The organism is Streptomyces sp. NRRL S-455, from assembly GCF_000717875.1.
GTDB lineage: Bacteria > Actinomycetota > Actinomycetes > Streptomycetales > Streptomycetaceae > Streptomyces.
In genome coordinates, this window is record NZ_JOCT01000011.1 from 331,550 (window position 1) to 343,712 (window position 12,163).

The 12,163-nt window shown below is 71.2% G+C and carries 9 protein-coding genes; 6 read left to right on the forward strand and 3 right to left on the reverse strand.

Features of this window, described 5'->3' with window-relative positions; genetic code table 11:
* The first annotated feature begins 158 nt into the window (after window positions 1–158).
* The 6 genes from IE97_RS0116355 (at window position 159) to IE97_RS0116380 (ending at window position 6,173) form a co-directional block, all read left to right on the forward strand.
* Window positions 159–977, forward strand: a complete 819-nt coding sequence (locus tag IE97_RS0116355; protein ID WP_030239541.1) for a response regulator transcription factor — start codon at window positions 159–161, stop codon at window positions 975–977.
* On the forward strand, window positions 974–2,461 hold the full coding sequence (locus tag IE97_RS0116360) for a sensor histidine kinase (RefSeq protein ID WP_030239546.1): 1,488 nt from the start codon (window positions 974–976) through the stop codon (window positions 2,459–2,461). Before IE97_RS0116355 ends, IE97_RS0116360 begins: the two co-directional genes overlap by 4 nt.
* A gap of 166 nt (window positions 2,462–2,627) precedes the next feature.
* A complete protein-coding gene (locus tag IE97_RS0116365; protein ID WP_030239550.1) occupies window positions 2,628–3,785 on the forward strand; it encodes an alkaline phosphatase PhoX in 1,158 nt (385 codons plus the stop codon).
* A 103-nt stretch (window positions 3,786–3,888) separates the two neighbouring features.
* Window positions 3,889–4,389: an excalibur calcium-binding domain-containing protein gene (locus tag IE97_RS0116370; protein WP_030239553.1), complete on the forward strand. Its 501-nt coding sequence runs from the start codon at window positions 3,889–3,891 to the stop codon at window positions 4,387–4,389.
* Window positions 4,390–4,482: 93 nt separating this feature from the next.
* Entirely contained in the window at window positions 4,483–5,001 is a 519-nt protein-coding gene (locus IE97_RS0116375; protein ID WP_030239556.1) for an NUDIX hydrolase, read from the forward strand.
* A complete protein-coding gene (locus IE97_RS0116380) occupies window positions 4,998–6,173 on the forward strand; it encodes a serine hydrolase domain-containing protein (protein WP_030239560.1) in 1,176 nt (391 codons plus the stop codon). Before IE97_RS0116375 ends, IE97_RS0116380 begins: the two co-directional genes overlap by 4 nt.
* Before the next feature lie 7 nt (window positions 6,174–6,180).
* Here the strand turns inward: IE97_RS0116380 and IE97_RS0116385 are convergent, their stop codons facing one another.
* The 3 genes from IE97_RS0116385 to IE97_RS0116395 all read right to left on the reverse strand — a co-directional run bounded on the left by IE97_RS0116385 (window position 6,181) and on the right by IE97_RS0116395 (window position 12,069).
* On the reverse strand, window positions 6,181–7,512 hold the full coding sequence (locus IE97_RS0116385) for an erythromycin esterase family protein (protein WP_030239563.1): 1,332 nt from the start codon (window positions 7,510–7,512) through the stop codon (window positions 6,181–6,183).
* Between the two features lie 201 nt (window positions 7,513–7,713).
* Window positions 7,714–10,461: a pyruvate, phosphate dikinase gene (ppdK, locus tag IE97_RS0116390; RefSeq protein ID WP_030239567.1), complete on the reverse strand. Its 2,748-nt coding sequence runs from the start codon at window positions 10,459–10,461 to the stop codon at window positions 7,714–7,716.
* A 405-nt stretch (window positions 10,462–10,866) separates the two neighbouring features.
* Window positions 10,867–12,069 carry an ROK family transcriptional regulator gene (locus IE97_RS0116395; RefSeq protein ID WP_030239570.1) on the reverse strand — a complete coding sequence of 401 codons (1,203 nt, stop codon included), beginning with the start codon at window positions 12,067–12,069 and terminating at the stop codon, window positions 10,867–10,869.
* Window positions 12,070–12,163: the final 94 nt, after the last annotated feature.

Consider the following 12,163-nt stretch of genomic DNA (forward strand, 5'->3'; position numbering starts at 1 on the left):
CGGAAGGTTAAGCCAAGCCCTGCACCCGTCCAGGAATTGAACATTCTTTGTCGTGGATATACATACGAACGGCTGTCTTGTAGCGTGTGAACTCCTGGGCAGGGATAGTGAATTCACACTGCCCCGGATTCATGCCGGCACACGGAGAGACAGGACGAATGGGCATACGAGTACTGCTCATCGAGGACGACGAGACGATCGCCGAACCGCTCGCCGAAGGGCTCGGCCACTTCGGTCTGACGGTCGACCACGTCGCCACGGGCACGGACGGCCTGAGAGGTCCGTACCACGACGTCGTCCTGCTCGACCTGGGGCTGCCGGACATGGACGGCATCGACGTCTGCCGCGGTATCCGGCAGGTCTCGGACGTGCCCATCCTCATCCTCAGCGCGCGTGGCGAGGAGGCCGATCGCGTCCTGGGTCTGGAGCTGGGCGCCGACGACTATCTGGCGAAACCTTTCAGCGTGCGAGAGCTGGTGGCCCGGGTCCGTGCCGTGACCCGCCGTACGCAACGCACCCAGCAAGCGTTCCCCGAGGCCGCGAACCCCGCCGAGCAGGCGTACGAGCCGCCCGCCCCGGCTCCCACCCACGAACCGGCTCCGGCCCTCTCCTACGAAGCCCCTGCCGCACCGTCGTACGACTCCGCCCCCGACTCCGCGCAGGCCCCGGGCCCGCTCGTCGTGGACCGCCGCACCCGTCAGGTCTGGGTCGGCGAGTCGCCCGTGCCGCTCACGCCCAAGGAGTTCGACCTGCTGGCGCTCCTCAGCGAGGACCCGGGCGCGGTCTACTCGCGCCAGCAGATCCTGGACCGCGTGTGGGACGAGCACTACGACGGCCCGACCAAGACACTGGACGTCCACGTCGCCGCGCTGCGCCGCAAGCTGGGTCACCCGGCATGGATCCGGACCCTGCGGGGCGTGGGTTTCCGGCTGTCCGTGCACACGGGTCCGAACGCGCCGCAGGTGGCCTCTCCATGACCCGCCGGCTGCTGCTCAGTTACCTCAGCCTCGCCGCGCTGGTGCTGCTCTGCCTGGAGATCCCGCTGGGTTTCGTCTACTCCCGCGGGGAGCGGGAGCGGGTGGTCAGCGCGGCGAAGGACGAGGCCGAGTCGGTCTCGGCGTACGCGGCACTGTCCCTCGCGGCGGGGCGGGCCGAACGGGACCTGCCCGGGCGGGTGGTGCACTGCGCTCAGCGCATCGGCGGGAAGGTGGTGATCGTCGGCGCGTCGGGCGCGCCGCTCGCCACCTCGCACCCGCTGGACGCCAGGACGTCCGGCGCCCTGGCCGCCCGGCCGGGCATCGCGGCGGCGCTGCGAGGCACCTCGACCGTGGACGTGCGCACCTCGAGGATCGGCGGGGTCGAGTACCTGTCGGTGGCGGCACCGGTCGGTCAGGAGGCGCGGCCGGCGGCTGCCGTGTGGCTGACGGTGCCCACGCGGACGGTGCACGAGCGCGTTCACCACGTGTGGCTGCTGCTCGCCCTGGGCGGACTCGCCGTGCTGACCGCGGTGGCCGGGGTGGGCTTCGCCTTCGCCCGCTGGACGGGCCGCCCCATCCGCGAACTGGAGCACGCCACCCGCGAGCTGGCCGAGGGAGGCGGCCGGTTCACCCCGGTGACGATCACGAAGGGGCCCCCGGAAGTACGCAGTCTGGCCGCCGCGTTCAACCACACCGCGGCCCGGCTCGCCCATCTGCTGTCCTCCCAGCGGGCGTTCGCGGGCGAGGCCTCGCACCAGCTGAAGACGCCGCTCGCGGCGCTGCGACTGCGCCTGGAGAATCTGGAGCCGGACGTCGCCAGGCGCGCCCGGGGCAACCTCACCGCCGCCGTCACGGAGACGGACCGGCTGGCCCGGATGGTCGGACACCTGCTGGCGATGGCCCGGCTCGAGGAGCACGCGGCCATCCCCGCGGCCGTCGACCTGGGCGCGGTCTGCGCGGAACGGCACCGCACCTGGCAGCCGCTGTTCGCGCGGGAGGACGTCTCCCTGGTGCTGTTCGCGGGGAGCGTGGGCCCGGTGCTCGCGGTGCCGGGAGCCGTCGAGCAGATCATGGACAACCTGCTCTCCAACGCCCTGCGGGCGTCCCCGGCCGGCAGCACCGTCACGATCGAACTGCGGGTGCAGGCCCCGCCCCGCCGCACCCTGCGCGACAACCGTCCCGGCTGGGTCGACCTGCACGTCACCGACGAGGGCCCGGGCATGACGGAAGAACAGCGGGTCCGCGCCTTCGACCGGTTCTGGCGCGCCCCGGGTGCCCCAAAGGGCGGCACGGGACTCGGGCTGGCCCTGGTGCAGCGCCTGGCCCACGCCAGCGGCGGCGAGGCGACCCTGCGCGCGGCGGCGACCGGCGGCCTGGACGTGGTGATCCGGCTGCCGTCGGCGCGTGCGCAGGGCGAGGGCGGCGGGCCGGGCGGGGACCGGCCGAGGCGGCCGAGACGGGAGGCGCCGGCGCTGCCCGCGTAGCGGCCGGAGGCGCCCAGGGAACAGGCGGCACACAGCATGCCGCCCCACGGCCACGAACTGTCCATGCCCCGTCAACCCGGTCCGCTTAGCGTCCCTTCCGCCTCCCCCCACGCACAACCCTGCCGTCGACAGGCGGCGGGGCGGTACGGCACCTCTTGGAGTCAGAGTGCATCGTCGTAACCTCCTGCGTGCGGCCGTCCTCGGCGGTACCTCCGCCGCGTTGGGCGGAACCCTGTGGCGCGGCGCCGCACACGCGGCCCCGGCCCAGCCCGGCACCGGCCCCTACGGGCCGCTGGGCTCCCCGGACGCCAACGGCGTCCGACTCCCCAGCGGCTTCACGAGCCGGGTGATCGCCCGGTCCGGCCAGCGGGTCGGGAGCACGTCCTACACCTGGCACAACGCCCCGGACGGCGGCGCCTGTTACGCCGACGGCACGGGCTGGATCTATGTCTCCAACTCCGAGATCAACCCCTCGGGCGGCGCGAGCGCGGTGAAGTTCTCCTCGACGGGAGCGATCACCGGCGCGTACCGCATCCTCTCGAACACCCGGCAGAACTGCGCGGGCGGCAAGACGCCGTGGAACACCTGGCTGTCGTGCGAGGAGGTGTCCCTCGGCTACGTCTACGAGACCGACCCGTGGGGCACGAACGCCGCGGTGCAGCGCGCGGCGATGGGCCGCTTCAAGCACGAGGCGGCGGCCGCCGACCCGGTACGCAAGGTCATCTACCTGACCGAGGACGAGTCGAACGGCCGCTTCTACCGCTTCGTGCCGACGACCTGGGGCGACCTGTCCTCCGGCAAGCTTCAGGTGATGGTCGCGGGCAGCGCCACGAGCGGCTCCTTCACCTGGGCCGACATCCCCGACCCGGACGGCTCCCCCACCGCCACCCGCTCCCAGGTCTCCGGCTCGAAGTCCTTCAACGGCGGCGAGGGCTGCCACTACGCGAACGACACGGTCTGGTTCACCACCAAGGGCGACAACCGCGTCTGGCAGCTCAACCTCCTGAACAACACGTACGAACTGGCCTACGACGACTCCCTCGTCAACGGCACGGCCCCCCTCACCGGCGTCGACAACATCACCAGCGCGTCCTCCGGCGACCTCTTCGTCGCCGAGGACGGCGGCAACATGGAGATCTGCGTCATCACCCCGGACGACGTCGTCGCCTCGTTCCTGCGCCTCGACGGCCAGTCGAGCTCGGAGATCACGGGCCCGGCCTTCTCCCCCGACGGCACCCGCCTCTACTTCTCCAGCCAGCGCGGCACCACCGGCAGCTCCTCGGGCGGCATCACCTACGAGGTGACGGGGCCGTTCCGCTCGTAACCCCCACCTTCACATGACCATTACAAAATGGTCACCCCTCTCTCACCTCCGGCCGTCCGGTCCTACGGTCATCCCCTCACGTACGACTCCTGGGGGGATGACCATGACCAACCCGTACACCGGCCCGAACAACACCCCGTACCCCGCACCGCCCATGCCGCAGCCCGGCAGGCCGGCACCCCGCTGGGCCCGGAAGCGCTACGTACTGCCCGCGCTCGGGCTGGCCCTGTTCCTCGGTGTCGGTATAGGCGGCGGCGGTGGGGAGACCACCGCCGACGCGAAGCCCGCGTCCGCCGCGCCACAGCCGACCGTCACGGTCACCGCGACGACCACGGCCACGGTCACCGCCACCCCGCTCGCCAAGGAGCCGGAGCCCGCCCCCACGGTCACCGCCACGAAGACCGTCAAGGTCACCACCACGGTCACGGCCCAGCCGGCCGGGGACGGCGGCTCCGACGACGGCGGCTCGGGCGGCTCCCAGGACGTCTACTACGGCAACTGCACCGAGGTCCGGGCCGCCGGTGCCGCCCCCATCCACCGGGGCGAACCCGGGTACGCCTCCCACCTGGACCGGGACAAGGACGGCGTCGCCTGCGACACGTGACCCCGGCGCGCCGGTGACCATCGGCGTGTGAAGGCCGTTCCACCGGTTGGGCAGCTCGTCCCGGGCTGCCCGGCCGACGGAAGGAACACCACCGTGGACACGACCGTGCCCGCCGCCGACACCGAGCGCGTGCTGCCGCGCGCCGAGTGGGTCAAGACACTGCCGCAGACCATCGTCGCGTCGTGTGTCCTGCTTCTCGACGCCGAGGACCGGATCCTGCTGCTGCGCTACGCCGAGGGTCTGCCCGCCGCCGGACTCTGGGGGCTGCCTGGCGGGATGCTCGACCACGGTGAGGATCCCGTCGGTGCCGCGAACCGGGAGCTGTACGAGGAGACCGGGATCGTGCTCGACCGCACGCCCCGGATCATCGGCTACGACCACCGGGCCGACGTGCAGGGCACGGGCCCGGTGATCGACTTCTACTTCTACGGCGGCCGTCTGCCGAGCGGTCTGTCCGTCCGGCGCAGCGCGGAGCACGACGACGACGGCCTGTTCGCCCTCGCCGACCTGGAGTCCACACGGTTGTCGACCCCGCTGCCGGCCCTCACCGCCCTGTATACGGCCGCGCTGGCCGAAACCGTCGTATGCCTGCGGGAAGGACGGCCCCAGTGACCACACCCCGTCGCCTGGCAGCGGTCGTCGTCGCTTCCCTCCTGTCCCTGGCCCTGACCACACCCTCGTCCGGTACGGCGGCACCCACATTCCAGGACGAGGCCTCCGCCGCCCTGGACGCCACCCGGGCCGTCAGCCTGACCATCCGCGTCCGCGACGGGCGGCACACGGTGGAAGCCACTGCCGGAGAGGCCGTCCTCGGCAGCGGGCGGCCGGTGCCGAGCGGAGCGCGTTTCCGGGCCGCCAGCGTCACCAAGTCCTTCGTGGCCGCGACCGTCCTGCGGTTGGTCGCCGAGGGGCGCCTGTCCCTGACCGACACGGTGGAGCACTGGCTCCCCGGACGCGTCCGGGGGAACGGCAACGACGGCACCCGTATCACCGTCCGGCACCTGCTCCAGCACACCAGCGGCCTGCACGACCACGACTCCACCGAGCTGACGGGCAGAACCGCTCCGGACTTCGAACGGCACAGGTTCGACCGCATCGACCCCGAGCGGCTCGTCACCGCCGCGCTGGAGCACACCCCCGACTTCCCCCCTGCCGACCCCGACGCCCCCGACCCCCGCTGGAGCTACTCCAACACCGGCTACCTCCTCCTGGGCGCCGTCATCGAGAAGGTGACGGGACGCCCCTGGGCCGAGGTGGTGCACGACCGGATCGTCCGCCGTCTGGGCCTGCGCGGCACCCGGGTTCCCGGGGACGACCCGTATCTGCCGAAGCCCCATGCGCACACCTACCACCGGTTCGAAGGGTCCGACCGCTGGACCGACACCACCACCCGCAACATGTCCTGGGCCGGCCCCGCCGGCGCTCTGGTCGCCACCTCCCGCGACCTGGACCGGTTCTTCACGGCCCTGCTCGCCGGGGAGCTGCTGCCGCCGCGTGAGCTCGCCGCGATGCGCACCACCGTCCCCACCAACGAGGAGCACCAGCAGTTCACGCCCGGGATGCGCTACGGCCTCGGTCTGATGCAGCAGCCGCTGTCGTGCGGCGGCAGCCGCTGGGGTCATCACGGTGACCTCGAAGGGACCTTCGTCAGAACGGGCTTCACCGCCGACGGCAGACGGTCGGTGGTGGTCACGGTCAGCGGCCGCACCACGGACGACACGCGGCTCCTCGCCACGGAGAAGGCCCTGCAGGAGCTCATCGACCGGCTGTTGTGCCGCCGGTGACCACCGCTCAGGAGAGAAGGTCCACGGCCCGCACCCGGTCCTGATGGATCAGCACGTCGAAGCAGCGGCCCAGCGCGATGTCGAACCAGTTCCGCTCCTCCGGATAGGAGGTACCGACGCTGCGCGTGGGCCGGGCCGCGGCGAGCCAGCGGCGGGCCGCTCCCGGGGCGGTCCTCAGGTCCATGACGTAACGGCCGTACCGCACCTGGTCCAGCGTGTGCTCGTTGCTGTCGGTGCGCGGCGGGCCGACCGTGTGGGTGAGCATGTGCGTCTCCTCCGGGTCGGTGGCCTTGAACGAGCCCTGGCCGAAGGTGAGGGCGACGCCGACATAGCCGCTGCCGAGCCGGTCCCGCAGGAACGCGCCCTGCGTCCTGGGCAGCTTCCGCGGATCCTCGGGGACGTAGCCGATGTGGTTGTTGTGGCCGGCCAGCAGGATCCGGTGCCCGGTGTGCTCGCGCCACCAGACGATGTTGTCCGCCATGACCTCGTCCCGCCGGCGCATGGCCTCGGCGACCTGCTGCGGATCCGCGAAGTCGAAGCCGTAGCCGGTGGCCGTCTGGTCGATCACCGTGGCGTGCCGCAGCACCTCGGCGTACTCCCGCCGCCCTGCCTCGCCCCTCGGCTCCAGTGACTCCAGCAGCTCCAGGGCACGTCCGGTCCGGGACGCCATCTCCTGCCGTTCGGACAGCGGCCGGGTCAGATACGACTTCTGGTACTCGCCGGAGGGGACGGCCGGCCGCAGCCCCCGGTACAGCGTCTCGATCCGTGCCACGAGGTCCGGCCGGACCCGTCCCACGTACGCCGTCACCCGGTCGTACAGCTCCGGCCCGGTGTACCCCCAGTCGTCGCCCATGAAGCGGACCGGGTCCCGCGGATGCCGGCGGTTGTACTCCCGCATCCACTCCACCAGCCGCAGGTTCTCGGCGGTGGCGTTCAGCGCGTACGTGTACTGGAAGTCCTCCCGCATGATGCGCTCGGGGTCGCCCTTGCCGTGCACGACGTACTCGTCGAGACGCACGCCGGTGCTCCAGGCCGTCTCCAGCGCGAAGGTCCGGAAGCCCCGCCGCTCCACCAGGTACCGGAACACCCGTTCCTTCACGGCGAGGAACTCGTGCGAGCCGTGCGTGGCCTCCCCCATCCCCACCACGACCGCGTCCCCGACCGCCCTGCCGACCGGCCGCAGGTCCCTCACGTCACCACCGGGTTCAGCGGTACGCAACGGACTCGCGGCCCGCTCCAGAGCCGGCACGACGGGGCCCTCGGCGGCGGTGGCCGCGGGGACGGGGGCGAGGAGGGACGACGCCACAACGAGGAAGCCCAAAAGGCGCAGAGACGGCATGTTCGCATCAGTGCCCGGGGCCCGGCGCCCCCGAACGCGCCCCCACCCGAACGGATCGCCGGAGAGCACGGAGCGGGGGCGGCACCTCCGCACAGGTGCCGCCCCCTCTTCTCCGTGCACCGGAGCCGCCGCGATCGGTGAGGGTGGTCGGGGACCGCCGACGGCTCCGGGTTCTTGAGCGGCCCTGTACGGGCCACGGGTCTAGCGGTGGTCGCTGCCCTGGGACTGGACCGCCGCCCGGCCCGCTTCGAGACGGGCGACCGGGATGCGGAACGGGGAGCAGGAGACGTAGTCGAGTCCGACCTCGTGGAAGAAGTGGACCGACTCGGGGTCGCCGCCGTGCTCGCCGCAGACGCCGAGCTTGAGGTCGGGCCGGGTCTCGCGGCCGGCCTTGGCGGCCAGCTTCACCAGGGAGCCGACGCCGTCCTTGTCGATCGTCTCGAAGGGGGAGACGCCGAAGATGCCCTTCTCCAGGTACGCCGTGAAGAAGCTCGCCTCCACGTCGTCCCGGGAGAAGCCCCACACCGTCTGGGTGAGGTCGTTGGTGCCGAAGGAGAAGAACTGGGCGGCCTCGGCGATCTGACCGGCGGTCAGCGCGGCGCGCGGCAGCTCGATCATCGTGCCGATGGACAGCTTGAGCTGCGCGCCCGAGGCCGCCTCGACCTCGGCGATGACCTTGTCGGCCTCCTCGCGCACGATCTCCAGTTCCTGGACCGTGCCGACGAGCGGGATCATGATCTCGGCGCGCGGGTCGCCCTTGGCGGCCTTGCGCTCGGCCGCGGCCTCGGCGATCGCGCGGACCTGCATGGTGAACAGGCCGGGGATGACCAGGCCGAGGCGCACACCGCGCAGACCGAGCATCGGGTTCTGCTCGTGGAGGCGGTGCACGGCCTGGAGCAGGCGCAGTTCGTTCTCGTGCGGCTCCTGGCGGGACTCGGCGAGGGCGACACGGACCGAGAGTTCCGTGATGTCGGGGAGGAACTCGTGCAGCGGCGGGTCGAGCAGGCGGATGGTGACCGGGAGGCCGTCCATCGACTCGAAGAGCTGGACGAAGTCCTGCTTCTGGAGCGGGAGCAACTGCTTGAGGGACTCCTCGCGCTCGGCGTCGGTGTCGGCCAGGATCAGCCGCTCCACCAGCTCGCGCCGGTCGCCGAGGAACATGTGCTCGGTGCGGCACAGGCCGATGCCCTGGGCGCCGAAGCGGCGGGCGCGCAGCGCGTCCTCGGCGTTGTCGGCGTTGGCGCGTACCCGCAGGCGGCGCTTGCGGTCGGCGAAGGACATCATGCGGTGGACGGCCTCGACGAGCTCGTCGGCGTCGTCGGCACCGGGGTGCATCCGGCCCTCGAAGTACTCCACGACGGGGGAGGGCACGACCGGCACCTCACCGAGGTACACCTTGCCCGAGGAGCCGTCGATGGAGACGACGTCGCCCTCCTCGACGACGTGCCCGCCCGGCACGGTCATCCGGCGGCGCTTGGTGTCGACCTCCAGCTCCTCGGCGCCGCAGACACAGGTCTTGCCCATGCCGCGGGCGACCACGGCCGCGTGGGAGGTCTTGCCGCCGCGGGAGGTCAGGATGCCCTCGGCGGCGATCATGCCGTCCAGGTCGTCGGGGTTGGTCTCGCGGCGGATCAGGATGACCTTCTCGCCGGAGCGGGACCACTTGACGGCCGTGTAGGAGTCGAAGACGGCCTTGCCGACGGCCGCGCCGGGGGAGGCGGCGATGCCGCGTCCGACCTGGGCGACCTTCGCGCTCTCGTCGAAGCGCGGGAACATCAGCTGCGCGAGCTGGGCGCCGTTGACGCGGGTGAGCGCCTCGGCCTCGTCGATCAGGCCCTGGTCGACCAGCTGGGTGGCGATGCGGAAGGCCGCGCCCGCGGTGCGCTTGCCGACGCGGGTCTGGAGCATCCACAGCACACCGCGCTCGATGGTGAACTCGATGTCGCAGAGATCCTTGTAGTGGTTCTCCAGGGTCTCCATGATCTGCATGAGCTGGTCGTACGACTTCTTGTCGATCCGCTCCAGCTCGGCGAGCGGCACGGTGTTGCGGATGCCCGCGACGACGTCCTCGCCCTGCGCGTTCTGCAGGTAGTCGCCGTAGACGCCCTGGTGGCCGGAGGCGGGGTCGCGGGTGAAGGCGACGCCGGTGCCGGAGTCGGGGCCGAGGTTGCCGAAGACCATGGAACAGACGTTGACGGCCGTGCCCAGGTCGTGCGGGATGCGCTCCTGGCGGCGGTAGAGCTTGGCCCGGTCGCCGTTCCAGGAGTCGAAGACGGCCTTGATGGCGAGGTCCATCTGCTCGCGCGGGTCCTGCGGGAAGTCCCGCCCGGCCTCGGTCTTGACGATCTTCTTGAACTTGGTGACGAGCTTCTTGAGGTCGGCGGCCTCCAGCTCGGTGTCGACGGTGACCTTCTTGGCCGCCTTCGCCGCCTCCAGCGCGTCCTCGAACAGCTCGCCGTCGACGCCCAGGACGGTCTTGCCGAACATCTGGATGAGGCGGCGGTAGGAGTCCCAGGCGAACCGGTCGTCGCCGGCCTGCTTGGCGAGGCCCTGTACGGACTTGTCGGAGAGGCCGATGTTGAGGACGGTGTCCATCATGCCGGGCATGGAGAACTTGGCGCCCGAGCGCACCGACACCAGCAGCGGGTCGTCCGCCTGGCCGAGCTTCTTGCCCATGCGGGCCTCGAGGGCGTCGAGGTGCGCACTCACCTCGTCACGCAGTGCCGCCGGCTCCTCACCGCTGTCGAGGTAGACCTTGCAGGCCTCGGTGGTGATCGTGAAGCCGGGCGGGACCGGGAGGCCCAGGTTGGTCATCTCGGCAAGGTTCGCGCCCTTGCCACCGAGGAGGTCCTTGAGGTCCTTGTTGCCCTCGGTGAAGTCGTAGACGAACTTCACGCCCTCAACGCTCTTACCGTGCTCAGCTACGTCGTGATCTTTGTTTTCCGACACGGGTCTCGACTCCTCGAGGACGCGGTGGCTGCCCTGACGGCCAGGAACATACCCAGATCAAAGGCGTCTGGGTACGTCCACTTGTGCGTCATGCGCCTGTAACCACTCGTCCGCCAGTGGATTGAAAGTCAAGGCTCGGCAAGCGATCACAGCCGCATGTTTTCACTTCTTGAACGCAAGAACCTTCCTGAGCTCTTCGATCGCTCACATGAGCGGGGTTCCTGCACGATTGATTTCGTTCGATGAACGATCAAAGCGTGGCACTCAGTGCCACCCTTTGGAGAAGTGCAGCCGCTCAAGATCCGCTCATCTGAGCGCAGCCCTTATCAAGGGTGGCGAGAATCACGCTGCCACAGCGGGCCGGATTTCACCATGCGGACGGGTTCCGGGGCCGAAACGCGCCCGTCACACGCCGAGTGCGCGCAGCCGCTCCTCGGCCCGCTCCGGGGCGTACAGATGCTCCACGACCATCGCACCGGCCCCCACCAGCCCGGCTCGCTCGCCGAGCCGTGACGTCACGACGTCCAGGTGGGCGGTGGAGCGGGGCAGGGCCCGCTGGTAGAGCAGTTCACGCACGCCGGTGAGGAAGGGAGTTCCGGCCAGATCCCCGGCGATCATCAGCACGCCCGGATTGAGGAGGGTCACCACGGTCGCCAGCACGTCCCCGACCCGCCGCCCGGCCTCCCGGGCGAGGCCGACCGCCTCGGGATGCCCGGACGCCAGCAGGTCCCGCACGTCCGAGCCGGACGCCGCCGGCACCCCGGCCTCCGCGAGCCGCCGGGCCACCGCGCCACCGCTCGCGACGGCGGCCAGACAGCCGTACGAACCGCACCGGCACAGCGCCTGGGCGCCCTCCGGCACCCGGATGTGCCCGATGTCCCCGGCGCCGCCGTCGATGCCCCGGAACACCGAGCCGCCGACCACGACACCGGCGCCGATGCCGGTGGACACCTTCACCAGCACGAAGGCGGAGCAGTCGGGGTAGCCGGTGCGCTGTTCGCCGTACGCCATGAGGTTGGCGTCGTTGTCCACCAGCACCGGCACGGCGTCGGCGCCCGTGTGCGCGGCGAGCGCCCCGGCCAGCCTGCCCCTGATGTCGTAGCCGTCCCAGCCGGGCATGATCGGCGGCTGGACGACACGCCCGGTCTCGGTGTCGACCGGGCCGGGCACCGCGAGACCGATCCCGCACACCATCTGCGCTCCGTGCCCGGCTTTCTCCAGCAGCTCGGCGAACCAGCGGCCGAGCTCGCCGAGCACGACGTCCGGGCCGTCCTCGACGAGAAGGACGCCGGAGTGCTCGGCGAGGATCTCGCCGCTCAGCGACAGCACGGCGGCGCGGGCGTGCCGGGTGTCGAGGTCGGCGGCCAGCACGACCGCGTGCTCGTCGTCGAACTCCAGGGTGATGGAGGGGCGTCCGCCCAACGGGGAGTCCACCGGCCCACCGGCGCCCTCGCGCAGCCAGCCCGCGCGGAAGAGCCGGTCGAGCCGTTGCCCGACGGTGGCCCGGGACAGTCCGGTCGCCTGCTGAAGGGCGCCCCGGGTCACGGCGCGGCGACTGCGCACCAGTTCGAGCAGTTCGCCGGCGCTTGCCTGAACACGTCCCGTCATGCGCACCCCCTTGTGTTTCCCAACCCTGCATTACATATTGGGTTTTGCGTGTTAAATAGACGTAACCCTACGGTAGCCCTTGCCGAACTGGTCG

Coding starts and splice junctions, on each gene's coding strand:
- IE97_RS0116385 (WP_030239563.1), bottom strand. CDS start 7,512: ATGCCGTCTCTGCGCCTTTTGGGCTTCCTCGTTGTGGCGTCGTCCCTC.
- IE97_RS0116370 (WP_030239553.1), top strand. CDS start 3,889: ATGACCAACCCGTACACCGGCCCGAACAACACCCCGTACCCCGCACCG.
- IE97_RS0116395 (WP_030239570.1), bottom strand. CDS start 12,069: ATGACGGGACGTGTTCAGGCAAGCGCCGGCGAACTGCTCGAACTGGTG.
- IE97_RS0116360 (WP_030239546.1), top strand. CDS start 974: ATGACCCGCCGGCTGCTGCTCAGTTACCTCAGCCTCGCCGCGCTGGTG.
- IE97_RS0116355 (WP_030239541.1), top strand. CDS start 159: ATGGGCATACGAGTACTGCTCATCGAGGACGACGAGACGATCGCCGAA.